The 23,643-nt window shown below is 52.2% G+C and carries 23 protein-coding genes and 1 pseudogene; 12 read left to right on the top strand and 12 right to left on the bottom strand.

Going from position 1 to position 23,643, the window contains the following annotated elements; all coding sequences use genetic code 11:
• The first annotated feature begins 915 nt into the window (after positions 1-915).
• Both ACGYLY_RS25390 and ACGYLY_RS25385 read left to right on the top strand, forming a co-directional pair.
• Positions 916-2,184, top strand: a complete 1,269-nt coding sequence (locus ACGYLY_RS25390; protein WP_395285549.1) for a cation:proton antiporter — start codon at positions 916-918, stop codon at positions 2,182-2,184.
• Between the two features lie 164 nt (positions 2,185-2,348).
• Positions 2,349-2,507: a ribbon-helix-helix protein, CopG family gene (locus tag ACGYLY_RS25385; RefSeq protein WP_395291295.1), complete on the top strand. Its 159-nt coding sequence runs from the start codon at positions 2,349-2,351 to the stop codon at positions 2,505-2,507.
• A gap of 1,074 nt (positions 2,508-3,581) precedes the next feature.
• Here ACGYLY_RS25385 and ACGYLY_RS25380 read toward each other — a convergent pair.
• Positions 3,582-3,845, bottom strand: a complete 264-nt coding sequence (locus ACGYLY_RS25380; RefSeq protein ID WP_395285548.1) for a hypothetical protein — start codon at positions 3,843-3,845, stop codon at positions 3,582-3,584.
• An 811-nt stretch (positions 3,846-4,656) separates the two neighbouring features.
• Here ACGYLY_RS25380 and ACGYLY_RS25375 point away from each other — a divergent pair.
• A pseudogene (locus tag ACGYLY_RS25375) lies at positions 4,657-5,333 on the top strand (IS6 family transposase).
• 179 nt (positions 5,334-5,512) lie between these two features.
• Here ACGYLY_RS25375 and ACGYLY_RS25370 read toward each other — a convergent pair.
• On the bottom strand, positions 5,513-6,058 hold the full coding sequence (locus ACGYLY_RS25370; protein ID WP_395285547.1) for a YdeI/OmpD-associated family protein: 546 nt from the start codon (positions 6,056-6,058) through the stop codon (positions 5,513-5,515).
• A gap of 20 nt (positions 6,059-6,078) precedes the next feature.
• On the bottom strand, positions 6,079-7,023 hold the full coding sequence (locus ACGYLY_RS25365) for a VOC family protein (RefSeq protein WP_395285546.1): 945 nt from the start codon (positions 7,021-7,023) through the stop codon (positions 6,079-6,081).
• Between the two features lie 610 nt (positions 7,024-7,633).
• Here ACGYLY_RS25365 and ACGYLY_RS25360 point away from each other — a divergent pair.
• The 4 genes from ACGYLY_RS25360 to ACGYLY_RS25345 all read left to right on the top strand — a co-directional run bounded on the left by ACGYLY_RS25360 (position 7,634) and on the right by ACGYLY_RS25345 (position 11,183).
• Entirely contained in the window at positions 7,634-7,981 is a 348-nt protein-coding gene (locus ACGYLY_RS25360) for a helix-turn-helix domain-containing protein (RefSeq protein WP_395285545.1), read from the top strand.
• Positions 7,982-8,467: 486 nt separating this feature from the next.
• A complete protein-coding gene (locus ACGYLY_RS25355) occupies positions 8,468-9,340 on the top strand; it encodes a hypothetical protein (RefSeq protein ID WP_395285544.1) in 873 nt (290 codons plus the stop codon).
• Between the two features lie 101 nt (positions 9,341-9,441).
• Positions 9,442-10,359, top strand: coding sequence for an ATP-binding cassette domain-containing protein (locus ACGYLY_RS25350; protein ID WP_395285543.1), 918 nt, complete (start codon positions 9,442-9,444; stop codon positions 10,357-10,359).
• Positions 10,356-11,183 (top strand): ABC transporter permease subunit, encoded by an 828-nt coding sequence (locus tag ACGYLY_RS25345; RefSeq protein WP_395285542.1) that lies wholly within the window; start codon positions 10,356-10,358, stop codon positions 11,181-11,183. Before ACGYLY_RS25350 ends, ACGYLY_RS25345 begins: the two co-directional genes overlap by 4 nt.
• Before the next feature lie 226 nt (positions 11,184-11,409).
• On the opposite strand, the gene ACGYLY_RS25340 is transcribed toward ACGYLY_RS25345, so the two are convergent.
• The 7 genes from ACGYLY_RS25340 to ACGYLY_RS25310 form a co-directional block, all read right to left on the bottom strand.
• Positions 11,410-11,868: a DUF6069 family protein gene (locus ACGYLY_RS25340; RefSeq protein WP_395285541.1), complete on the bottom strand. Its 459-nt coding sequence runs from the start codon at positions 11,866-11,868 to the stop codon at positions 11,410-11,412.
• 150 nt (positions 11,869-12,018) lie between these two features.
• The gene (locus tag ACGYLY_RS25335; protein WP_395285540.1) at positions 12,019-12,654 is read right to left on the bottom strand and encodes a helix-turn-helix domain-containing protein; all 636 of its coding nucleotides are present in this window, start codon (positions 12,652-12,654) and stop codon (positions 12,019-12,021) included.
• A gap of 735 nt (positions 12,655-13,389) precedes the next feature.
• Positions 13,390-14,229: an ABC transporter permease gene (locus tag ACGYLY_RS25330; RefSeq protein ID WP_395285539.1), complete on the bottom strand. Its 840-nt coding sequence runs from the start codon at positions 14,227-14,229 to the stop codon at positions 13,390-13,392.
• Positions 14,226-15,188, bottom strand: a complete 963-nt coding sequence (locus ACGYLY_RS25325) for an ATP-binding cassette domain-containing protein (protein WP_395285538.1) — start codon at positions 15,186-15,188, stop codon at positions 14,226-14,228. Before ACGYLY_RS25325 ends, ACGYLY_RS25330 begins: the two co-directional genes overlap by 4 nt.
• A gap of 415 nt (positions 15,189-15,603) precedes the next feature.
• Positions 15,604-15,777 carry a hypothetical protein gene (locus ACGYLY_RS25320; RefSeq protein ID WP_395285537.1) on the bottom strand — a complete coding sequence of 58 codons (174 nt, stop codon included), beginning with the start codon at positions 15,775-15,777 and terminating at the stop codon, positions 15,604-15,606.
• 182 nt (positions 15,778-15,959) lie between these two features.
• The gene (locus tag ACGYLY_RS25315) at positions 15,960-17,021 is read right to left on the bottom strand and encodes an NADH-quinone oxidoreductase subunit H (protein ID WP_395285536.1); all 1,062 of its coding nucleotides are present in this window, start codon (positions 17,019-17,021) and stop codon (positions 15,960-15,962) included.
• A 372-nt stretch (positions 17,022-17,393) separates the two neighbouring features.
• On the bottom strand, positions 17,394-18,056 hold the full coding sequence (locus tag ACGYLY_RS25310; protein ID WP_395285535.1) for a helix-turn-helix domain-containing protein: 663 nt from the start codon (positions 18,054-18,056) through the stop codon (positions 17,394-17,396).
• A gap of 99 nt (positions 18,057-18,155) precedes the next feature.
• Between ACGYLY_RS25310 and ACGYLY_RS25305 the strand changes: the two genes are divergently transcribed.
• Entirely contained in the window at positions 18,156-19,070 is a 915-nt protein-coding gene (locus ACGYLY_RS25305; RefSeq protein WP_395285672.1) for a glycosyltransferase family 2 protein, read from the top strand.
• 94 nt (positions 19,071-19,164) lie between these two features.
• On the top strand, positions 19,165-19,671 hold the full coding sequence (locus ACGYLY_RS25300) for a VOC family protein (protein ID WP_395285534.1): 507 nt from the start codon (positions 19,165-19,167) through the stop codon (positions 19,669-19,671).
• Positions 19,672-19,733: 62 nt separating this feature from the next.
• Here ACGYLY_RS25300 and ACGYLY_RS25295 read toward each other — a convergent pair whose 3' ends face one another.
• On the bottom strand, positions 19,734-19,973 hold the full coding sequence (locus ACGYLY_RS25295; RefSeq protein ID WP_395285533.1) for a VOC family protein: 240 nt from the start codon (positions 19,971-19,973) through the stop codon (positions 19,734-19,736).
• Positions 19,974-20,257: 284 nt separating this feature from the next.
• Positions 20,258-20,626 carry a DoxX family protein gene (locus ACGYLY_RS25290; protein WP_395285532.1) on the bottom strand — a complete coding sequence of 123 codons (369 nt, stop codon included), beginning with the start codon at positions 20,624-20,626 and terminating at the stop codon, positions 20,258-20,260.
• 115 nt (positions 20,627-20,741) lie between these two features.
• Between ACGYLY_RS25290 and ACGYLY_RS25285 the strand changes: the two genes are divergently transcribed.
• The 3 genes from ACGYLY_RS25285 to ACGYLY_RS25275 all read left to right on the top strand — a co-directional run bounded on the left by ACGYLY_RS25285 (position 20,742) and on the right by ACGYLY_RS25275 (position 23,604).
• Positions 20,742-21,368, top strand: a complete 627-nt coding sequence (locus tag ACGYLY_RS25285; protein ID WP_395285531.1) for a helix-turn-helix domain-containing protein — start codon at positions 20,742-20,744, stop codon at positions 21,366-21,368.
• A gap of 358 nt (positions 21,369-21,726) precedes the next feature.
• Positions 21,727-21,879 (top strand): hypothetical protein, encoded by a 153-nt coding sequence (locus ACGYLY_RS25280; RefSeq protein ID WP_395285530.1) that lies wholly within the window; start codon positions 21,727-21,729, stop codon positions 21,877-21,879.
• Positions 21,880-22,893: 1,014 nt separating this feature from the next.
• On the top strand, positions 22,894-23,604 hold the full coding sequence (locus ACGYLY_RS25275) for a lysostaphin resistance A-like protein (protein ID WP_395285529.1): 711 nt from the start codon (positions 22,894-22,896) through the stop codon (positions 23,602-23,604).
• Positions 23,605-23,643: the final 39 nt, after the last annotated feature.

Genomic DNA, 23,643 nt, shown 5'->3' with positions numbered 1-23,643 from the left:
CGGATCAATGAAAACGAGATCCATTGAGCGACTCGTGAGCTCAAGTTGCCAGTGGTAACCGCTTGATAGGTGTCGTACTGAATTGCTCCTACCCGTAGTATTCGTCGGCCGTCCAGGTCAGCGCGCTCGTGATTTAAAATAGATTTCGAATGACAGTATTGCAGGTCGTTGGATGCTCACCGAGTTTATCCCTTTAGCTAACGAAGAGATAGCTATGGCGGGTACAGTTGTCGAAGTGATTCGTACCAGACGGTCGCGTTTACTGATCTTGGTCTCGAAGTTATCGATGGTCCGGCAACCATTGGCCAAACAATCATTGACCGGTGGTGAAATGAGTGCTACATTTAGATCCACCATCGTTCAAATGATACGAAGTGTATCGAAGCGACCTATTTCAATCTGATCGATTGGGTTGTCCGAGATGCTCTAGGCGATGTTCTATTGGTCAAAAATAGAGGCTATGACCGTCCTCGGTCGATTATCTTCACGAGTGATGAAACTCCATATGGATCCAATGTCGGTCACGGTCGCTAGCAAAACCAGTGGCACTGTTATCCTTCACTTTCCGATCGCCGAAAATCGATCTGACCAACATCAAGAGACGATTCACGAGTACTAAGTGAAGATCGGGGATCTCCTCTCAACATCCGTTCGTACACGCCCGTTTCGACCTGATGGAGGTGGCAAGCCTATCGAAGCGGATTTTCTAATTCATCAGGGCGGGGTAAACGACGATTACGCCGTCAGTTCCAGTACCAGTTCACTGGAGTTAGTTGCACTGAAGCGACGGTTTATTCACATTAATGAGGGGGACTGGTATCTTGAGACGAATGGCCGGACAACTACTTTTCTAATGTCGGACGCAGAGATTAACTGCCACATTGATTTTGACGGTTCGGTGGCTATCATATAGTAATGGTTGAAACCTATATTGTAGGAGTAGCATTAGCTGGCTTCGTTATCCTTGCTGCTTCGGTTCTGCCAGATTTGCTCGCCGATCGTGCCGCCTCAGGTCCTCTCTTCTATCTAGTAATCGGAGCAGTAGCGTTCTCGCTTCCACTTGGACTTCCAAACCCAGATCCAATAGCAAACGGAGCCATTGCTGAGAAGGTCACTGAATTCATTGTGATTGTTTCCTTAATGGGGGCGGGACTCAAATTGGACCGACCGTTTTCATTTCAAACCTGGTCAACAACGTGGCGGTTATTAGTCGTGACGATGCCGCTCACGATCGTTGGCACGGTGTTTCTTGGGTGGTGGGTGCTTGGAATCGTTCCTGCGACTGCCGTTCTCCTCGGGGCCATCGTCGCACCGACAGATCCTGTGCTAGCTTCGGACATCCAGGTTGGACCCCCAGGGGAAGGTGAGAATGCTGCAGACGACCATTGCGACGGCCGAGAACACGAACATGAAGTCCGATTTGCTCTCACCTCAGAAGCTGGTCTCAATGACGGATTGGCATTTCCATTCACATACGCCGCCATTCTTATTGCTGGATCCGGGATCGCCAGTATTGATTGGCTTGGAAAGTGGATGTTGATATATGTTGGATATAAAATCATCGCGGGAACTCTTCTAGGACTTTTCCTTGGATATGTGCTCGCAGAACTATTGTTTCGCTTTTCACCTACGACTCGACTTGCCCGAGCAGTAGAAGGAGCTGAAGCACTTGGTGGGACCCTATTGGTATACGGTGTAACAGAAATCCTCCAAGGATATGGTTTCGTCGCGGTCTTTGTTGCTGCGTTAGTAATCAGACATCAAGAGCGATCTCATGAATATAATCGAGCCCTTCATGATTTTTCAGAAGTGACGGAGCGGTTGGCAATGGCTCTTTTGCTCGTTCTCTTCGGTGGAACACTTGTCTCTGGGCTCCTTGATCCACTCACATGGGAAGCAGTTGTCGTAGGATTATGTATCATTTTCATCCTGCGCCCACTTGCAGGAATGATTGGTCTCATTGGAGCACCAATCGAGGGCGGCGAGCGTGCTACGATCTCGTTCTTTGGCATTCGCGGTGTCGGATCGTTCTACTATCTTTCGTATGGACTGAATGGAGCGCAATTCCCGACACCACGCCTCCTATGGGCACTTATTGGATTTATTGTCTTAGTTTCCATTATCGTTCATGGGATCACTGCCACACCGGTGATGGAAATACTTTCAAACCGTGGCGACGCATGATGGATGAATAACTATGGACACTATTTATTCTGACTTTATGATCTTGATTATATACTGAGATAGATGCAAATCATCGTTGTCCATGATCGCGTTCGAGAATCTATCCGTAAGCCAAACGGATGGCTGACAAATTTACTTATTGATGGCGCTCAAGACTTCCCTTAATGGATCAGGACTTTCCCGATATGGATTCAGTCACCCTCGGATTCACAGCCGAGGAGCTCGAGCAAATCGATGACGTTGCATTTGCTCACCATCGAGAGAACCGTGATGCAGCGATACGTGAGCTCCTCGATCAGTGGTTGAAAGCTCGTGACAAGTAATCCAAGCACGTCGCGGGGAGATCACGAAACGTCAAAGTCGACAATTTCAGTTGACCCACACGTAGAACACACCTGGTCGGTGGCTGCCAGCGATGTCCCACAGTGTCGGCATTCATAGATGAGGCTATCCTCATCAACGAACCACTCCCGCACCGCAGCAGCGAGTGACATAACCTTTCACCTTTGGTTATCCAACGTATTAAGTACTCGTCTCTTTCATCGGCCCTACTATAACGAGAGGGACTTCTATCTCAACTGAGCGGCCGAAGGAATATCCTCGAGAAAAATACTCCTGCTGGGGACGTCGGCTCGTTCTCGGATTTGTGACGTGTTGAGTGCGTCACTGTCAGCAGTGGCGAGGGCACCCAGAATGTTACGCCGATGTTCATTTCCACGGTTCAGTTTTTCTTCCATCTCGTCGGCGTGTCCCGTGGTCAAAGTGGCGGAGTTATCAGATGACATAGGAAGCTATACGCAAGGCTAACGAACCATACCAACTATAATATTATGATTGGATTCAATTGAGCTACTGCATCCCGACGGCGGTATATGAAGCGGTGAAAGAGACCAAAAGATAACGCGAAAGGGGATGAACAACAGTACTGTCAAAATGATAATGTGGGTGTGCGCGACACAACGCGGGGGCTGACACCCCCCCGAATACAGAGTAGAACGACCCGCGACGAGAGCGGACAAACTCAGGCCAGCAAGAACCAGTGGGCACCCCCAATCTATCACAAAACAGATAGTGAACAGTACACGCGAAAAGAGGGCACCCCAACAGGTTGTCAACAGAGCCAGCAACAATGATGCGAGAGAGCAGCCAGCCGGGAACAACAGCACCCGGACAGTCTGCCAGAGCGAATCCTCGACGACAACCAGACACGAAGAATAGGACAGTCCACTATGCAAAACAACTGGAGAAGAGCGAACACTAAAAGAAGGGGACAGTCAGGCTGTGCTGGATCTAGGGGCCAAAGTAAAAAAGCGAGAGGGAACAGTTCATTGGGAGCTCACGGTCACCCTAATGGAATGAGAACGGATCTAGCTCTCCGTGTATAGTGCGAGAACGCCTCAGTTCTTGCGCTGGTAGTATAGTTCAACCAGTTTGAAGACGGTCCAGACTGTGATGAAGATGGAACTGATGAAGACGATGTTCATCCCGAGCAGTGAGAGTGGCTGAGCAATCCCAAGGAGGTCAAGTGTAAAGCCGACGAGTGCGCCAAGAGCGCCGTAGATAATTGGACCAACGATGATGAGCGCAAGTAGCGACGCACCGATGACTTCGAGGAGGTTCCGGGTGTAGGGCTTCTTGAGTGACTGGACAACGGAACTCATAGAGAATAATACATCGAGAGAGACAATATTGTTTTCCATAATATTATTAGCGAATCTAGTAGACGCACAAGAAGCGGTTTTCAGCATCAACGACATCAAGAGTGAGGACAATCCTCTGCTACCGAACAGAACCAAGACAGACGCGAAACGCTTACAGTATGGTGCCAGCCAGGACACTAGACCAGTGGGTGCCAACGTGTGCGATACAGGGCAAATCCCCGTGAAAAACAAGCTGGGGTGCCAGTAGCACGCACTCACGGAATTCTTGTAGGACGGCAGAGGTGGGGTGCCACATGAGCGTCATACTGGGTGCCAATCGGAGAGCGACCGTCTTCCATAGAACGCACGAGTGAGTGGCAGTGAACAGCACTGCCAGACTGTCCACAGGACGTCAGGAGCTGCCCTGAGCCAGGTACAGACCAGCACGTTGGACTGTCCTCTGCGTACCAGCAGGAGTGAGTTAGACCTAGTGACGGTGGGACTGTCGAGCGAGCGCGGTTTACAGCGGAACTCTGGTGTGGCACCAGCAGGACTGTCAGGGGCAGGGGTTGACTGTCTATCCGGTGAAAAGCAAAGGAAATCCGGTGTGTTGCAGTTGGGTGGGCACCCGTGTGTTTCTGCCGGCGGACTGTCTACCGCTCTCTCGTAAATAAGAGAGATTTGGGGTACCGGTGAGAACCAAAGCTCACGGCGGCAGTGCGCAAAAACTTCTTCATAGAACGCGGATCAAGCGAGGATCAGCAGGTGTCAAATCATCGGAAAAGGGGGCACTGTCTAGATAAGGACGAGCAGGTTGAAGAGTTAGTGATTCATGCTACTCTCAAACCTGCTCAAAAAGAGTTTAGAGACGGCTACGCTGAATGTTGGGAGCGTGAGCGGACGGCGAACGCCCTGACGGGCGTTCGCCGTCCGGCTCCACCCGGTTGTTCACTCAGGGAAACAAAAGGGATTCTCGTGCTCTTCGGCGTAAAACGTTCGCATCAAGCGATTTTTCAATGAGTTCATCGGATATCTGACAGCGTCTCCGACCCGCCGTCGGCGACGCCGACGCGGGTCGCGGTTGACGAAACCGCTGTCAAAATCAACGGCGAGTGGTCTTGGGTGTACGCTGCAATAGACACAGAAACAAAGTTACTGCTTGATGTCAAAGTATTTGATCGGCATGGGACCGATCAAGCGGCTACGTTTCTGTCTGGATTGGTCGAGAAACATGATCTCTCTGACACTGTGTTTCTCGTTGATGGCTACGGCTATCGGACTGCCCTCTTCCGAATTGGGTTGCGCGGTCGGCTTGACTACACCGAGCGAAATCTGATCGAAAAGTGGTTTCACACGCTCAAACAGCGGATCGACCGCTTCCATACGTCATGGGTGGGCAGTCGGCCGAGCGTTCAGCGGTGGCTTGAGCAGTTTGTGCATTACTATAACTGTCAGAGACCGCATCAATCGCTTGAAAACCGAACACCTGTCGAGGAGGAGCTTAACTAGACAGTGCCGGCGATGTGAACCGGTCGCAGTACTGTGAGGTTTCGAGGCGATCTGTCCACCGGATGAACGTTTCGCCGTGACCCGCGTCGTCGATTCGTGGTACTGCCATGCGTGAATGAGTTCGTGGCGCACCGTCGCACTGAATTGCTCCCATCCGTGTTGTTCGTAGGCCGTCCAGGTCAGCGATTTTCCATCGGCTCAATCAGTACCCCACTCTTCGATATATCGGGTACAGTACAGGATCTGCCGTCAAAACAACATGGTCTGCGCTGACCGTCTTCCAGTTTCGAACAGGCTGTCTCGATCCGCCGCTCGCGGGTCTCGGACTTTTTAGCTGAGCGGATCCAGCGGATATATTCCCAGCGTGCTTTCGTTGTGATATCTTTCCAGAGAGTCTGTGCCTCTGGATTGTCTGCAAGAGCATTTTTCAAGTCCGCTGGCACCGTGGGTTCCGGCCAGTCACTAATCGGCTCAATCTCCAATGTTACAGTGTCGCCGACGTCTGCTCCAGCGTTTTCACGCATGGCTTTGTCGACCTCGAACCAGTGGCTTCCTTCACCGTCCGGTTCAAGCGGGGTCTGAAAGTGGAACCCGTTGATGGTTCCGCGGCCCATCACCATGCCGCGAGATGGGAGCTTTTCACTCGCGTGCTCGGGTAGCCTGAGGACGGTTCGCGATCCGATTGAAACCAGTTGAGCGGTAAAGTTGATTTTTGATTTTGACATTGTTCTTTGGTTAACGCAGCTTAGTTTCCATCATATGCTGTTTGCAGTTCTGCAATGTCGAGCTTCTTCATCTCCAGCAGTGCCTCAATCATGCGCGCATTGGCCTCTAGGTCGTCGTCCGGCAACTCGTTCAGCATCGCGGGCGTAATCTGCCACGAGACACCGTATTTGTCCTTTAGCCAGCCACACTGCTCGGCCTTGGGTGCCGCGCTGAGTGCGTCCCAGAGTTCGTCGATTTCGTCCTGGGTTTCACAGTTGACGATGAGGGAGATAGATTCGTTGAACGCGAAGTCCTGTTCAACGCCGGTATCCATAACAGCCAGCCAGACGTCCTCGACTTTGAAATCTCCGAAGGCAAGCGCCCCTTTTTTGGCTGGGCCGGTGTCTTCCGGATACCGTTCTAGGTGACCCAGTTCGGTGTCAGCAAAGACACCGGTGTAAAAATCGATGGCTTCCTCGGCTTTGTTGACGTTGTCCTGTGTGAACATGAGGGACGGCACCAGATCCGGACGCCAGTCGCCTTCGTTGCTAGGGAGGATGAGCTGCCACGAGACACCATATCGATCCTGCACCCAGCCGTAATAGTCGCTGAAGGGGTGTTCATCAAGCTGGATGAGTACTTCCCCACCATCGACGAGCCGTGCCCATAACTCATCCATTTCCTCTTTTGTTTCTCGACTCACGAAAAACGATATCGACGGGTTGAAACTGAACTTCGGCCCGCCGTTGAGCGCGACAAACGAGAACCCCTCGACCTTGAAGGCAACCGTCATCACGCTGCCGGCTTCCTTCCCGGTCATTTCCTGCCCGGCATCCGGGTAATGGGTTGTATCCTTGATCTCCGCGTTTTCAAACACGGAAGTGTAAAACTCCGCGGCTTCCACTGCCTGATCATTGAACCAGAGATTCGGAGTGATTTTTTGCCTGGGTTCGACCGCATTTTCTGTTTCAGTATCTGATGTCATGCCTACACCCCTCCAGTAGAGATAGGCTAGCAAGTGCCATATAAACGCGCTAAGTTTAGTGAAAGTGAACCAGTCCCACCCATGTCTCCATTTCTTCAAAAATTATGTATCTCAAAAAGACTGAAGTGATGGTTAGCTTGACAGTTATTTCCGTTCCCGTTCGCACGCACGGCCAATACGGGAAGTCCCCGAGGTCGTCACAGTCGCAGTTGTTTGGTTTGGTCTCGTTGTCGCCCTCCGACGAGAAGGCGTCGAGCGTGCCGTTACCGGTTGCATGCTCGACGGCGGCCACGTGTTTTAGAAAGAAGCCCGGTGGACATGGTGCGAACACATGCAGGCCATCAGTCCTTGGTCACGTCGTCGATGTTCAGCCCAGCACTGATCGGGACGGCTTGAAAGAGTAAAACAGGCGGATATTTTTCTGGGGCAGAAAACGATAGCAGCCGCTATACCGACACACTACGAACGAGATCAGTAATGAACAGAGAACAAGCGACGAAACTAACGGTCGGTACACATCACAAAACAGGTTGTACGCGATCGTTAGGTTTCGTAAAGGAACTGGGTACAAAAGAGATGGCTTATACGAGCCGTATTCGAACTGGCACGTGTGAATGAGGATTGTTCTACAACTGACGTCTTCGCACTCCTCGACGATGAGTATGCGAGGACGATCCTCATCGCAGTTAGCAAACGACCAATGTCCGCGAAAGAACTAGGAGACGAATGTGAGATGTCGCTTCCGACCGTATATCGGCGTATTGAACGCCTCATCGGTGCAGGATTAGTGGCTGAACGTACTAAAATTGCGGCAGACGGCCATCACTACAGTATGTACGAGGCTTGTCTCCAGCGACTTACAGTGGAACTGACGAACGGTAACCTCGAAATCGTTATCGAAACACAACCGACTGACGACGTTGCGGACCGGTTTACCGAGATGTGGAATCAAGTATGATCGTTCTTCAAACAACCGCGCTGTCCGCGTATGTCGAGTATCTCGTCTCGCTCCTATTAACGTTCGTCGCGATAGGAATGGGACTATACATCACATTCCAAGCGTACCGTGGATTTTGTCGCAATCAAAATCGACGGATGCTCTACTTGGCCCTCGGCCTTGCCCTCATCGCTGTCGTCCCGTTTGGCTTGACCATCGTCGTCACTTTACTCAGTGCGCAGTTTGCGTTCCCACCGCGGATTTACACGTCGTATTTGCCTATTCTGAGCCGTCTCGTAGAGATAATTGGTCTCGGATGCATCATCTACTCATTACGTATCTCGAGTGGACCATCCCGACCGAAAACCGACGATCAGAAGGTCCGAATCCAGTATAAAGAGAAATGAGATCAGCAACTACCCTACGACATCGAATCACCTCCGGCTATACTTCATGTCCTTGCAACAGCTTTGGAGCGATCCCTGGTCAACTAAGGAGTAATTCACGATGAAGATCATCACTCGCTCTGTGCTCCGGAAGGGAGTGGGACAGCTAAAAACACGGAATGGACTGTTATTGGTCGGATGCTATTTCGTCATCGACCTCCTCCTCTCCGGACTGACATCGATCACGTCTTCGACGTATCTCCCCCTCCAGACAGACTCCATGATTCTCCCAGCAAACGCAGCTCAACCGGTCCCACCTGCGACAGACATACCCGTGTTTGTGAGCTTGGCAGCCACACTGCTCACCCTCGGTCTCACGACTGCGATTACCACCCCGATCCAAATCATTGCAATTCGGATCTTTGCAAGCGATTGTGAAGACCGCATTCCAGAGCGGTTCGTATTCTACCGGATGGGATGGGCGACAGTTCATACCTATCTCGGTGCATGGGTTGGTATTTGTATTGTCGTCGGCATCATCCTCGTCTCGGTAGCTCTCGGCATTGGACTTGTCTTCGTCATCGGAGAATCCACACTAACCGCTGCCACTCACTCCTTCGTTGGAGTTGGGCTAGTGGTGATCGGTGGCATCGTTCTGCTAATACCTGCGTTTATCCTGTTTACCGGATTGACGTTTATTGCACACGAAATCGCCATACAAGACCGAAACATCTTCCAAGCGTGTCTCGGTAGCTGGCGACTCGCGTCCCAGCACCTCGTCGCGTTCGGGATTCTTTCGGTCACGTTCCTCATACTACCGTTTGGCATCTTCGCGCTACTACCGGCTGTGGCACCACCCATTATCTCTGATATCAGTATCTCGGTAGTCAGCACCCTAAGCGAGTTTCTCTATCTCAGTCTCTCGACCATTCTATACTGCCGTATGGTCGGCATCGATTTGTCGAGGCAATCAGTGTTCGAACACGGGTCGTGAGGAATTTTCCCCTCTCGGTATCAAAGCCTTCGACGACGTTTTTCTGGGGTAGAAAACCATCGTTGGAGACCAATAGATACCCATGCCATCGTCCACCTGCAATGACTGCAATCGATCTCTCGAACGTTACGAAGCAGTTTGGTGATTTCACCGCTTTGGACGGGTTGGACCTTTCTATCGAAGATGGAGAAATATTCGGATTTCTTGGGCCGAACGGTGCTGGCAAATCGACAGCTATCAACATCCTTCTCGATTTCATTCGCCCGACCACGGGGCAAGCAAGCGTATTAGGATACGACGCCCAGACGGACTCGCTCGCCATCCGGCAACGAATTGGCGTCCTCCCGGACGCCTTTTCGGTCTACGACCGCCTTACCGGTCGTCAACATCTCGAATTTGCCATCGAATCGAAAAACGCCGAGGACTCGCCGATAGAAATTCTTGAACGTGTCGGCATCGCAGACGCAGCGGACCGAAAGGCAGGTGGCTACTCGAAAGGGATGGCACAGCGTCTTGCCCTCGGAATGGCTCTCGTGGATCAACCAGACTTGATACTTCTCGATGAACCATCGACTGGACTGGACCCGAACGGTGCCCGCGAGATGCGCGAGATCATCCTCGAAGAGAACGCTCGTGGTGCAACGATCTTCTTTTCGAGCCACATTCTCGAACAGGTTGATGCGGTCTGTGACCGTGTTGGGATACTTCAGGGGGGACAACTCATCGCGCAGGATTCGATTCAGGGCCTTCGGCAATCGACTGAGACGTCGGCCAACCTCACTCTCTCCGTCTCACAAGTGACACAAGACGCACTCGCTGCCGCTCGAAACTGTCCTGGTGTTCTGGAGGCTCAGGGGCACGACCACGAACTCGTCGTCGCAATTGCCGACGGGTCGAAGATAGCGGTGATAGATGCCGTTCGAGATGCGGGGGTCGAGGTTCACGACATTGCCACGGAAGAGTCGTCCCTCGACGACCTGTTTGCTGCCTTCACGAACCGACAGGAGGTGTACGCATGAGTTGGATGGCCGTCGCGAAAAAAGACGTTCGGGACGCCGTTCGCTCACGGCGTTTGTTGTCGCTCATCGCGATCTTCGTGCTGTTCTTTGCCGGTGCGTCGTACTTCTTTGTCAAGGTTACCAGCGCCTACGAGGTTGAGGACGCAAACGAACTCGCCATCATCCTCTCGCTCACGACGCCGACAGCCATCTTCCTCCCCACAGTCGGGATTCTCTCGGGATATCGGTCAGTCGTTGGTGAGCGGGACTCAGGGAGCCTGAAGTTGCTCCTCTCGTTGCCACACACGAGGACTGACGTGCTGTGCGGGAAGTTCATCGGGCGGACAACCATCGTTTCGGTAGCTACGCTCGTCGGGTTAGTGGTTAGTGGTGGTGTCATCGCCGCTCTCGGCGCTCCGCTCCCGATAGTAGATTTCCTACTGTTCGCGTTGCTCGCGCTCCTCCTCGGAGCGGTTTTCGTCAGCATCAGCGTCGGGCTTTCGGCAGGGCTTGCATCGGAGAACGCGGTCGTCGCCATTGGCTTTGGACTCGTCGTCCTGTTCACGATGGTCTGGGATATTCTGAACATCGTCCTCGCGCTCCTCCTCAACTACTTCGAAATCGGCTCCGAAGCTTTCCAAAGTGATATCATCACATTCGTCAACGCTATGAACCCACGTCAGGCGTTTTACTCCGCGTATACGGTGGTAAACTCGGCAAGTCAGACGGGGACTGTCGATACATTTTGGCAGCAAGGTTGGTTCGGATTTGTCGTATTGGTGCTCTGGCTGACCTTGCCTCTCGTGTTCGGATACTGGCGATTCGCTCACGCAGAGCTCTCCTGATAATCCATGAGACGTCGGTTCTGCACTCTAGTCGATTGGACGCTCAGAGAGTTTCGATACTCTTCTCGTTTGTGCTGGAGTGTCTATTGCGTCTTGTGATCGTTTGAGCACTATGACTACCCTGAGGTTTCATTTATTGACCACACAAGTGCGGTCTTGCTCACGAATACGACATTGAACGGCTCTTTTCCCTTTAGTCGAGGTTTTGCGGCACTTGGAATCCGATTTAATGACGATTGTCAGACTCAGAAGTGGTGTTTGAGATCCGGGTCAATAGACTAACGCTAATGACCGCTACACTCACGTGCATTCCTGCTAAGACCGCACTTACTGAAGGTGGTGTTTCCTCCAAAATAGGTGGAGGCACTATGAAAGACCCAAACGAGAGAAGCAGCACAAGCGCCGCAATAATCACAAATATTCGGTTCGGTCGCTGAGACAGGCGAGTCACTGCCCAGTAAATGAAAGTTGCACCAATGATCGTGAGAGCTGTACTTCCGGCCACCGCTTCCCATTCTAACGGCCAAAAAGCAGAGTGAATGGTAATGAATTGGTATGCGACCACACGAATAGCCGAATTTACGATGACAGCGATGACAATCGTTAATAGACCATATTTTACGAAACGATTCAAATCAGGCGATGTTGACGATTTTACATCGTCTGCCGTTTCTAATTGTGCCATATCTATACTAGCTCGGGAGATATCCCAGCTTTGTGCGTGAACTAGTTCAGCAGTTTAAATAGCATTCTTCTTCAAACGGTGAATCTACAATCGTAGCTCAATGATTTTTCGCTGCTCCAATAGGCATTATCTTGCAATTTTCTCAAGACATCACGTTTTCGATTTGGGTAGTGCGTCTGTGATAATTCGTCCTTCAGCCCGACGGAGTGTTTCACTTGCAGCAGACTTGTTAATTCCAAAAATCTCTGCTAAATCGGTTAGCGTACACTGGCGGGGGGTCTCGTAATAACCGCGCGCAATAGCTTCGGTGATGAACTGTCGTTGCCGATCAGTGAGTAGTTCAATCGGATCGTGTGATTGCTGTAACGAGAGGATCTGATACTGAAGTCCAGCGCTTTCTAGTTGATCCCTATATTGTGCTAACTGTTCGTTTGAGGCACTTCGTTCCACGAACAACCAGCCGTCGTGCATAGTAATCGGGAAGAGTGTCAGATTGCCTGATGCACGAGCCACACGATATGGATCAGGAATTGGAATTTCGTACTGGAGGAGAATATATCTCTCATCTGTAAAAAGCACTTCAGATGAGTGGACTCCTACTGTGTCTTGGAAATATTGAGCGATGGCGTCTCCGTCCATCGTTCGAACCTTGAGTATACCAACTAGTCGATCGTCAATTGTGTGGCTCGCTAATATTTCGAATTCTTCCTCCGGGAATTCGGTAGAGGCAGTGGCCAGCTGGTCCTGTGACGCAGCAGCATTGATTTTGAGCTGTATACGTGGCATCATATGGTGTACTATTCCGAGCGAATATCTACGTACGTGTCTGCGTCGATTCTACGCAGCATCCGAGGACGCTGTATCACCACTATACGAGGACGAGTGCAACAGTACAGAAGCCATCCACGAGAAAGTGAGTAACAGTACTATGTGATAGAACTATTTTCATTGAATAAAATGCTAACCGAGTTAGTTCGGCAGTTCTGTTCGTCCCGTTCGCACGCACGGCCAACAGGGGAAGTCACCGAGGCCGTCATAGTCGCAGTTTTCGGTCTCGTTGTCGTCCTCTCTGTGGAAAGCCTCTAGCGTCCCGTCGTTGGTTGCGTTTTCGACGACAACCATGTGCTTGCAAAAGGCGTTGCGGTGAACGTGATGTGGGCAGGTGCAGGCCATCATTGAGTGAGTGACGGTATTTCTCTCTGCAGGGACGAAATTCCTCGAACTGAGTGGCAACAGTACCGTAGATCTTTGATCGTTGGAACCAGATCGTAGCGACTTCTCGTGCTTTATCGGTATACTTGGCGAGTGCATCCTCTAACGAACGCATGTCGACGAGTGTACTATACGAGTCCATCAAGACTGTTTCAACGCGAGCTGCATCAAACGAGTTCATGGCAGTGTGATACCGAAGATAGGAGATAACTGTTATTCATAGACGAATATCAGTTATCATCTGTAACACCTCGTGAGCAGCGATCCAACAGAGTCACAATCAGGAAATGGTCTCGTCCGGAATCGAAGCTACCGTTCCTCGCGGTACTTCCGGAGCGAAAGCGGTGCGAAGACGGCAACAATCACGGCGGAAGCGACGAGTACCCACGCGATATCCACGAACTCAACGCCTCCATGCATGAGACCACGGGTAGCGTCTGCGAGATGTGTAACCGGGTTGACGCCAACTACGATCTGGAGCCACCCGGGCATGGTTGCAGGGTCCACGAAGATGTTGGACACGAACGTGAGTGGGAACAGCAAGAGGAAACTCATCGTCATGACAGATTCGGGCTTTTCAACGGTTAGCCCGACGACGATCCAGATCCACGAGAGGCTGAATGCGAACACAAGAACGAGTGCCAGCGCGAGGAGCACGCCCACGAACCCGGCCCCAGGCCTGAATCCAAGTACGAACCCGAGCCCGATTACCATAACCGCGGCGATGGAGTAACGCATAACGTCGCCTAAGAGCGCGCCAACGATAGGTGCGGGCTGCCAAATCGGGAGCGATTGGAAGCGATCGAACAGGCCGTTGTCGATGTCTGTATTAAGTCCAAATCCGGTGTAAACAGTAATAAAGACGATGGACTGTACAAGGATTCCTGGTAGGAGAAACTGAATGTACTCGCTGGGTGACCCCGCGAGGGCACCACCGAAGAGGAAGGTGAACAGCAGTGTGAACATGAGCGGGAATGCCGTGACGTCGAACAGTTGGAATGGGACATGCTTGATTTTCAAGAGGGCTCTCCACCCGAGTGTGACCGATGCGGAGACTGCCCCAGCATGCGGCGGACGTTCATCGCGTGAGAGGGCATCAGCCAGATCCTCCTCGGTGATGAGCGATGTCTCCTTGGTCTCGGTGCTCATGCTGCTACCTCTTCGGTTTGTTCTTCTGCGGGATGCCCCGTCAAGGCAAGGAATACCTCGTCTAAACTCGCTTGTCCAAGCGAGAACTCATCGACGCGCACGTCAGCGCCAGCAAGCGCCGAGAGCACCGCTGCAGCGTTCTCGTCATCCGAAACGCTCGCAGAAAGCGTGTCACGGTCGTCTCCGTTGAGGATCTCCACACCGAGGAGGTCCCCGAGGATGGTCTCGGCCTCCGCACGCTGTTTGGGGTCGTGCAGGCGAACATGAAGCGTGCTGGCACCGATGGCGGCTTTCAGCTCGCGGCTGGTTCCTTCCGCGATGACTCGCCCATCATCGATCACGGCAAGCCGGTCTGCCAAACGATCTGCCTCGTCCAGATACTGTGTAGTGAGGAGTACAGTCGTTCCCTCGGCAGCAATGGCACGGATGATTGCCCAGACTTGGTTCCGGCTACGAGGGTCGAGACCCGTTGTCGGCTCGTCCAAAAAGAGGACCTCGGGTGTGACGACCAAGCTTGCGGCGACGTCGAGGCGACGTTTCATGCCGCCGGAATACGTCCGCACTTGGCGCCTGGCAGCCTCGGTGAGGCCGAAAGAGGCGAGCAGCTCGTCGGCGCGCTTGCTGGCACTGCGCCACGAGAACCCGAGTAAGCGCCCGATGAGGATGAGATTCTCACGACCAGTCAGTTCCTCGTCGATGGAGGCGTACTGGCCAGTGAGGCTTACTTTCTCACGAACCGCAGCCGAATTCTGTACGACGTCGTGCCCAAGGACGGTCGCAGTGCCTGAATCTGGGCGGAGCAGCGTTGCAAGCATTCGGATTATCGTAGTCTTTCCGGCTCCATTGGGTCCGAGAAGACCGAATACGGTTCCTCGAGGAATCTGGAGGTCAATGCCGTCTACAGCGAGCGTATCACCGAAGGACTTGTGTAGGTCATTGGTCTCGATTGCGAGTGTCATTTCGTCGTCCTCCTTAGTGTTGTATCGATTAGGCGACCAATGAGATTCAACGGAGCGGTCGGCGCCGTCTGGACCAATCGCATGTCGTTCCTAGAATTTTGTGTCGCCTCTCCGTTCTCCGCGAACCGTTTTCGTGTCGTTTCCCGGGCTTCGGAAAAGGTCCATCGTGCTAGGGTGGTGAATTTCACTCGCGTTTCTGGTTCAGTAATCGCCTCTCTGTATCTCTTTTTGTAAATCATGATACGTGCTCCGCTCGGAGATTAATCCTCCAGTATAGTAGAGGTTCGCAGCGAAGAAATAGGAGCGCCTAGTGGAGTGTAAGTGAAGTTATTTAGTCAGTGTCTCCGGTGAGAAATAATCTCCTGAGAAGGACGATAGTCATTCGGTACAATATCAAAAAGCGGGTGAACGGAGATTAGTTCGGCAGTTCTTTGCGACCCGTACGAACGCACGGCCAATACGGGAAGTCCCCGAGGCCGTCACAGGCGCAGTTGTCTGGTTTGGTATCGTCGGCTGCGTTCTCGATGGCAGTCATGTGTTTGCAAAAGGCGGTGCGGTGGACGTGATGTGGGCAGGTGCAGACCATCATGTCTTCAGTCACGTCATCGATGGAGATGACGTATTGGTGGTTTGCGGAGTTCTCATGGCTCTGGGTGGTCGAGGGCGGATGAATGTCGTGTATTCATGGATTTCAGGGATTGTTTCGAAGAAGGTCAGAAAACAGCAAGACTCGGAGAATTACACTTTCCCAATTGAGGAAGGAGGCTAGCACTACACGCCTAGAATTGGAATAAGAATTGCTGTGAGGAGAAGGTTGGCAAATGAAAGAACGAGGAGGCCCTTCCAACCGATTTCGATGAGCTGATCGATGCGGACGCGCGGTATTGCTGTTCGTGCCCATTGCGTGAACAAGAATACGCCCCATATTTTGAGGAGGAACCAAACGAACCCCGGCAGCCACGGCCCATTCGGCCCTCCAAGAAACAACGTCGTAATGATTGCACCGCCGAGGAAAATATGGAGAAACTCACTCCCATAGAGAAAGACGAAGTAGACGCTCGAGTATTCGGTCTGATAGCCAGCAATGACCTCCTGCGGTGCTTCTGGGGTATCAAACGGATTTCGTCCAATCTCTGCTAAGTTCGCCACCATGAACAGTGCAAAAGCGAATGGATTGACGAAGGCGAACCACGATGGGATTTGGACGCCCAACACGTTTACGAGCGGTCGAGTTTGAAACGCAACGACTTCGCTCACTCGAAGCGTTCCCGTGAACAGGACGACTGACGCCGCCGTGACAACGAGGGGGATCTCGTACGCGATATTCTGTGCAACTGCGCGCATCCCGCCGATAAACGAATACTTGTTATTAGACGAGTAGCCAGCCATAACTAACGCGAGGGTCGCTAGCGACGAGATGGCGAAGAGAAACACGAGGCCGGTCTCGGGGTCGGCAAGTTGGATCGTAACGCCAGCGATGGTTCCCATCGGAACAACGGCGAAGCCAACACATGCCGAGAAAAAGAGGAGGACAGGGGCGAGATCCCAGGCAGGACGGTCCACGCCATTTGGGATAATGAGTTCCTTCGAAATCAGTCGGATGATGTCCGCAACGATGACCAACAGTCCAAATGGACCAACTCGATTCACGGCGATTCGATCCACGAAAGCTGCGTTCACTTTTCGTTTCGCCCACGGACCAGCAATTGCCATGTGAGTCAGGCAGAAGACCCCAATTAGAGCGGCACCGAGTAATGACGCGATGAGTTGTTCTATGACGGTTACATTCGGGCCGAATCCCAGTATCTCCGCAATCGTCTCAACGAGTCTCATTGGTTACTCCTTCTCATCTGAGGGCGATGAGCGCGTTGCCGTCGATCAAGGGCTGTTTATATGCTTCTCTCCTTTTCTCGTTCACCAGAATACTTGGACTGAAGATCAGTGGAGCTCACAATGAGATACTTGATAGGGCTGTCCCCTATGTCGCATACTCAAGGATGTCGAAGCGACAACAGGGAAGCTAACGATAGCAGGATAACAGTCTTGCTCCATGGTTCAGTGGCCGGTGCATTCAGATCCTCACTTCGTCGAAGTGCGTCCGTGACATCAGCGGCTCCCCCAAAGCCACGATTAGCCTGACGTGTACTCAGTCGCAATGAGTGAGTAGCTGACCATCACCAGATTCCTCAGAGACAATCGATCACTTCAGCGATCAGTGGCCCCAACGTGGAGCGAGGAGAACACGGTCGCCTCGACCTTCCGGAGATGCTCGCCGACCGTGGTCTCGGAGAGTTCAGTTACCGCCGCAATTTCGTCGTGGGTCGCTTTGCGAGGTTCTTGGTAATAGCCGAGAGCTATCGCCGCCTGGAGCACCTCCCGCTGACGTTCAGTCAGCCGAGAGACTATGTGGCGGGGGCCGGGAGTGTATGTGCCGATTCGTTCGACCTCTATTCTGACACCCTCAGGCTGTTCGGAGAGCGCGTTGGTGAAGGCTGCTTCCGTTCCAATGTAAGTCACTCGGAGACCGCCGTCAGTGGTGTGTTCGATCGGCATATCGATTAGGTATGACGACTCGCGCCGGTCCTCCATGAGCATCCGAGTCAGGTCATCTGCCGCATAGCGTGTGTAGGAGAAGAATCCGTCCTTGTCACCAGAGACAGAGAACTCGAAGATTTCCGGCGACTCCGACAGGATCTGACGGAGTCCCTCGATATCGCCACGACCCTCGGCGAACATCGCGACGGAATCGTCAGCGAGGAGTTCCATGCGATGGATGGCTCGGTACTCTAGGCCAAGCTCGATAACCCGTCGGTCGAGGCGGTTGATTCCTTTTTCGTTGGGGTAAGCCACGACGGTGACGTAGCGCATGTACTAACGATTAGGTGCTATCTTATAGCTTTTCAGCATAAGTGTCCATGAATCGCCGGCAGCGGGCTCATGGCCCTCGGCTGGAAAGGGTTAACCACCATGTCTGATCACCCGCCGACGAGCGTCCTCTTGCCGACGACGAGATGGACCGACGCATGCGCGCAGTTGGCCGCCCAGCTCGGAGACAGCGACGAACTGTTGATTATCCACGATAACGGGGACGACCCTGTCACCGAACGAGAAAACCACCCCACAGGCGTCCGATTCGTCGCCGCCGGCAAGCCGGAAGGTTGTTCGGGGAAGGCTAACGCCATCGCTGCCGGAATGGAAGCCGCGTGCCACAACCGCATCGTTTGGACTGACGACGACTTCTATCACCCCTCGGATTGGCTGGTCACGCTTAGCGCAGACTATGAGGACCACGGACCCGTGTCAGAAGTGCCTTACTTCGTTGGACAAGATCCCCTATCGGTGCTGCTTGAGCCGTTGTACGCTTCGGCTGGCTCTCTAGGCCTCTATCTTGGCAACCAAATATGGGGCGGCGCGGTCATGTTCGAGCGAGGCGACATCGACGAGACCACATTTCTTGGCGAACTTCGACAAACTGTAAGCGACGATGGGCTCCTCATGGAGTACCTCCAAGTAACGACAGTCGGTCGGACACATATCGTTCCCATTGGGGGGACCATCCACGAGGCGGTCGAGCGGCCGGTTCGATGGACGCAGATTCTCCGGTGGCACTTCCCTGAGACAATCGTCGGGACAGTTCTCGTCTCACTGCTCGTCCTTGTTGGTGCAATCCTAGACCCACTTCCAGCTGTGATCATCCTAACGGTGCTACATTTCGCCGTCAACGAGATTCTGGGTGTCCGCCGGTGGACAGCCGTACTAGCCTATCCAGCACTGTTCGTGTTTGTGCCCCTCCTTCTGTATGGACTCGCCCGCCGAACGTTCGTCTGGGATGGCCGACGATACTGCTGGGGTGGGAAGTACGACGTGAGGGTTGGTGAGTAGTAACTCAACGACCGACTTCGAAAGGGCAAAAAATCACTTCGTGTTGATTGGAGGGCGACATCACTTTCAATAGTATCCATATAAATGAAACCGTATGACACTGCCAGTACAGGGCGTTTCTGAACTCGTCCTCGAAGTTGCAGACATGGATCGGGCCGTTAGATTTTGGTCAGAAACGCTCGGATTTCCCATTATCGACCAGTGGGGGTACGCTGATGGACAATTCACAGGATCAACCTCTGGAGACGAGGTCTGGGCAACGTGGATCTATGTCGGAGGGAATACTCGCTTGGGCTTGTGGTTACCTCGCGAGTTTTCCGATAAAGACGAGAAACGGAAAGCACAACCAGTGAATCAATGGCCCAATTCTGCATTATACGACGAGGGGGGCGATCACGTCCATTTTGCTCTCTTTATTGATGAGAGCGATTTTGACGCTGCATATGAGTTCCTTCAGCAAGTAGATGTTCCGGTGACCAAACGCGAGTACGACGCGGAAGCTCCATATCGGTCATTATATTTCAAAGATCCGGACGAACACATCGTCGAGTTGTATACTCGTCCGATGGAGAAAAATCACCAATTGAGCACGACTGGTTAGACTGGTCTCGGAAAATAGTACAGTCACTCCCATCTCCTATTCTGACAATTTTCTCTTTCACATCATCCGCAGCTTTGTACCCAGGGGAACGGGTCAACCCGCCCGTGGGTACCATCGTTTCGCTTATGGAGGATGATCGGATTACCATCTGGATCAGCAATTATGGACATGTGGCAGACACCACTGTCGATCGGGTCCATCAGAATAGTCACACCATCATCTTCGAGTTCTTCGGTAGCTGTTTCGACATCATCGACAGCCATTGCGACACCACTGCCACTTTCTCCCGGGGTGAACGGCATCTGTGGGCTTGCCTCTCCGAGTGCGAGCGTGGTCGGTGGGAATGCAAACTCCGCCCACCCACTGTCTTCATCGATTGTCTCGGGCTCTAATCCGAGCGGGGTGGGAGTGTTTAGTGTCAACGACCGTGAGACAGGGTAAATCTCGAAATTTCGCCCTTCAGTATTGTCTAGAGACGAACTCCGATGGAGGCCCATCTAGAGTACCGAAAGAGTTGCTGTACTCATCTGATGCAGGGGCACTATCTGTAAACAAGGGAAGGAAACTACTGTTGCTATTTTAATACTTAGAATGAGGGCAGCGAAAAAATCGTGACGATAAGTCCGGCGATGAAGTACATCGATGGTCCAACATATCTCCAGAGTGGATCATCAACTCGGAAGAGATGCGTCAGGATAGCCCCTATCATCGTGGCGACGATTAAAACCCCACCAAGAACAGCGATAATCGGCGCAACCACAAGACCGACGAGCAACCCGAGACCACCAATAACTTCGATGCCACCGGTAACGAATCGAAACCACTTCGGGTAGCCGTACCGCTTGAAGTCCTCTTTCGCGATGTCAACACCGATAATTTTCGCGCTGCCCGCACCAACCATGATGAGTCCGAGCAGTCCTTGCACAATAGGGATGGCCGTTTCAAGTGCACTCATAGCTATTCACTACTTGCTACGCTAAGCGAGACCACGGATTTGTACGTGAATACATTCACCCTTTTAAGTCATCTGCGAGTCTGTTAAACCACTCGTCAGCCAACTCTAGCGTGGTATGCCTCGCGTACACCTGAAAACCAAGATTGGGGCAGACGACGATAATTTCCTGGCTAGTGTCTCAACCGACTTTTCGAACATCGAGTTTAAGATCCTGACGAGCAATCCCTCAGATAACGGCGTACTCGAAATCATCGAGGTAACGACACCAGACGGGGACGCCATCGTTCGCCGGTTCGACGACGCACCGGAGGTGTACTCGTCCGAGGTTCTCCATTCCGACGAGGGAATGGTATTGATCCAGTTGGTATTTTCGATGCCGTCAACGTATGAGGCGAGGCTTGCGACGGGGAGCCTCCCACGATTTCCCATCATTATCAAAGATGGGTGGTTATCAAGTGAACTAATCGGTTCACAGGAGCAGTTATCGGAGTATACGACCGAGTTAGCGGCGGCTGATATCCCTTATGAGGTTCTATCATTCACGCAATCATACGAAGCGAGCGGACTCCTAACCGAGCGTCAACGGGAGTTTATTACTGAAGCGGTTGAACGCGGCTACTACGATAGTCCACGTGGCTGTACGCTCATTGAGCTTGCAGAAAGGTTCAGAGTCAGTCAATCGGCAGCTAGTGGTGTCCTGCATCGGGCTGAAGGCCATATTATCAAGGAATTCATCTCATAGATGATGGAGATAGACGGAGTGTCGAGGGTGTCCGCCCATTGAACGAACATCGTGTCTGATCAATATCTGGGAAGAAGCGTAGAGATGATACAGCTTTCTGACGTCTATTTTCCTGATTAGGCGTGTGGTCACCAGAGTCTTTGGAGTAGCAACATTTCGGGGACATCGACGTCGAAGGAGAATTGGTCGGTCTGTGCGCGGTTCTGTGCCGTCTCGTCAGTAGCAGAATTGATTGTGCAGTTTCGTTCGCAAATCTAGTCGTAGTGGTGTTTGTCTGGTAAAGAATCGACTGACAACTTGAGAAATCATAAAGACATATTGTGAGTAAGCTTATTAGCTAAAGATGAGTTGTGAAAATATGGACGGAACTGGTGGTGATGGTATGGACAGGATAGACGGAGACCCGACGGGTTCAGGGATGCCAGTCCTCAGATCAGATTCGATCAAAGCTATGGTAGTGCTTCTTGGCATTCTCGTTATCTTTTTTCTCCTCATGTATTTCCTCGGGTAGCACTCTCACACCACACATAGCTAATGAACAGAAGATACGACTGGCGACACAACTTTTGCAGCGATGAGCGAGTCAAAGTTCTAGCTGTGATCGCTCGGTGAGTAGTAGATATAGTTGAGACAATGGTTGGATGACTGATTGACTTATTTTTTACAATAGCACAAAGCATATACCGAACCCCCAAAGGATCAGGTATGGCGCGGTTGCCTCTAACACCCTGACTGGGCTCCCGGATGGGTCTAGCGCCATCACTCCTGATCCACATGCCTCTCCCTCGCCACCCCCTCCTTCCTGCTCACACGCGTGCCATAGCGTGCCTCCGAGTAGGGATATACGAAAGATTCGGTCATGTCTCTGTTACCCAGTTCAACACCTGAGATCGATACTGAGCAAGCTGGCGATGTCCGAATTCTTAGTATCGAAACCAGTGGTGGTGAGTGAGAGTCACAGCTGATCCTCAAAGGTGAGAGAAGCGGATCAAGATTGTTTGGTCATCTGATGGTGAACCAGTGAACCCTGATAGTCCTGTTCTACTCGTTATCGGTGATGGGGAGAGGCAGAAGCACACCATACCAAAGTCGGTATACAATGCCACCAGCGAGCATTCCGATTGAGAACCTATACTTGACGGACTCATTTTCTGGCAGGATGAATTGCTGAATAGCTGACCACCCCATCGTCGCGATTCCTCGTCGTCGAGTAGAACTCTTGAGCGAATGCCAATCACGATCGTACGCCCACTGCCCGTCTAAGTCAGGTGTTGCAACGCTAGTGGACATACCAGCGATAGAGGGTAGACCATCGAATACGTTTTTGCAGAGAAGCCGGTCAATGGGTGGTCTATATTCAGCACACCACTTTTGTTATTCTCAGAGAGTTTCAACAAGCCCATTTCGACCGTGATGTTTATGTCACAGTCGGTTAGAGGAGGTATACAAGGTTCGAGTCGACGGAAGGGATATGTGTCCGAAATCCCACATAGTCCACTGAAAACGGTCGATCTACTAACAGATCATGTCTCAATCACCAGCCAGCAAACGCAAAACCATCCTTGTCTTTGTCGTAACGATCCTCCTCGGATTCATTCTGTTCGCCCTTCCGAACCTGTTCTTCGGTATCAGCAAATTCAACGGCGGCCTCACCGGCATCAACCTGTTCGTTATCGCTCTCTTTCAGTTAGGTGCCATCTGTGCCCTACTGTACGTCTCCCTCAGGTGGCTGGGAAGGGATTTCCGGTCTATCGGCCTCACTCCGCATAACTGGAAGAAAGATAGCCTGCTGGGGCTTCTGGTCGGATTGAGTTGGGCGGCGCTACAGTTTGGATGGATTATTCCCAGCACCGGTGGGGCCGAACGAGCGGACATAGCGCAAATGGTGTCGATGATGGATGGGACGGTACTGGGCCTCGCGGCCTACATCGCGCTCGGGGTGATCGGCGGCGGAATCACCGAGGAACTCTACAACAGAGGATACTTCATCACCGTTCTCAAGGACACCTTCGAAAAACCTCGTGTGGGACTGTGGGTAGCCGGAATTCTGTCGATCCTCTTCTTCGCCCTCGGCCACCTACCGGCGAACGCCGTAGAGTGGTTCGATATTCTCCCGACCACCATCGCCTACACCCTTCTGTTCGTATACACCGGCCGCTTGACCGCCTCAATGGTCGCACACGGCAGTTGGAATATGATGGCCATCCTGTTGACCTACGCTCTGTATTATGGCTGAGTCGGGCGTGTGTAGTCTCACATCAAAGCCCCTGTCGAA

Source organism: Haladaptatus sp. CMAA 1909 (genome assembly GCF_043952005.1).
In the GTDB taxonomy this organism is placed as follows: Archaea; Halobacteriota; Halobacteria; order Halobacteriales; family Haladaptataceae; genus Haladaptatus.
The sequence above is the reverse complement of the archived record's forward strand: the minus strand, read 5'-3'. Positions and strand labels throughout refer to the sequence as shown.

Coding starts and splice junctions, on each gene's coding strand:
- ACGYLY_RS25370 (WP_395285547.1), bottom strand. CDS start 6,058: ATGTCAAAATCAAAAATCAACTTTACCGCTCAACTGGTTTCAATCGGA.
- ACGYLY_RS25295 (WP_395285533.1), bottom strand. CDS start 19,973: ATGCCGTTCACCCCGGGAGAAAGTGGCAGTGGTGTCGCAATGGCTGTC.
- ACGYLY_RS25315 (WP_395285536.1), bottom strand. CDS start 17,021: ATGAGACTCGTTGAGACGATTGCGGAGATACTGGGATTCGGCCCGAAT.
- ACGYLY_RS25380 (WP_395285548.1), bottom strand. CDS start 3,845: ATGAGTTCCGTTGTCCAGTCACTCAAGAAGCCCTACACCCGGAACCTC.
- ACGYLY_RS25355 (WP_395285544.1), top strand. CDS start 8,468: ATGAAGATCATCACTCGCTCTGTGCTCCGGAAGGGAGTGGGACAGCTA.
- ACGYLY_RS25390 (WP_395285549.1), top strand. CDS start 916: ATGGTTGAAACCTATATTGTAGGAGTAGCATTAGCTGGCTTCGTTATC.
- ACGYLY_RS25335 (WP_395285540.1), bottom strand. CDS start 12,654: ATGCCACGTATACAGCTCAAAATCAATGCTGCTGCGTCACAGGACCAG.
- ACGYLY_RS25325 (WP_395285538.1), bottom strand. CDS start 15,188: ATGACACTCGCAATCGAGACCAATGACCTACACAAGTCCTTCGGTGAT.
- ACGYLY_RS25345 (WP_395285542.1), top strand. CDS start 10,356: ATGAGTTGGATGGCCGTCGCGAAAAAAGACGTTCGGGACGCCGTTCGC.
- ACGYLY_RS25320 (WP_395285537.1), bottom strand. CDS start 15,777: ATGATGGTCTGCACCTGCCCACATCACGTCCACCGCACCGCCTTTTGC.
- ACGYLY_RS25340 (WP_395285541.1), bottom strand. CDS start 11,868: ATGGCACAATTAGAAACGGCAGACGATGTAAAATCGTCAACATCGCCT.
- ACGYLY_RS25275 (WP_395285529.1), top strand. CDS start 22,894: ATGTCTCAATCACCAGCCAGCAAACGCAAAACCATCCTTGTCTTTGTC.
- ACGYLY_RS25285 (WP_395285531.1), top strand. CDS start 20,742: ATGCCTCGCGTACACCTGAAAACCAAGATTGGGGCAGACGACGATAAT.
- ACGYLY_RS25330 (WP_395285539.1), bottom strand. CDS start 14,229: ATGAGCACCGAGACCAAGGAGACATCGCTCATCACCGAGGAGGATCTG.
- ACGYLY_RS25385 (WP_395291295.1), top strand. CDS start 2,349: ATGGATCAGGACTTTCCCGATATGGATTCAGTCACCCTCGGATTCACA.
- ACGYLY_RS25305 (WP_395285672.1), top strand. CDS start 18,156: ATGTCTGATCACCCGCCGACGAGCGTCCTCTTGCCGACGACGAGATGG.
- ACGYLY_RS25280 (WP_395285530.1), top strand. CDS start 21,727: ATGGACGGAACTGGTGGTGATGGTATGGACAGGATAGACGGAGACCCG.
- ACGYLY_RS25350 (WP_395285543.1), top strand. CDS start 9,442: ATGACTGCAATCGATCTCTCGAACGTTACGAAGCAGTTTGGTGATTTC.
- ACGYLY_RS25300 (WP_395285534.1), top strand. CDS start 19,165: ATGACACTGCCAGTACAGGGCGTTTCTGAACTCGTCCTCGAAGTTGCA.
- ACGYLY_RS25365 (WP_395285546.1), bottom strand. CDS start 7,023: ATGACATCAGATACTGAAACAGAAAATGCGGTCGAACCCAGGCAAAAA.
- ACGYLY_RS25310 (WP_395285535.1), bottom strand. CDS start 18,056: ATGCGCTACGTCACCGTCGTGGCTTACCCCAACGAAAAAGGAATCAAC.
- ACGYLY_RS25290 (WP_395285532.1), bottom strand. CDS start 20,626: ATGAGTGCACTTGAAACGGCCATCCCTATTGTGCAAGGACTGCTCGGA.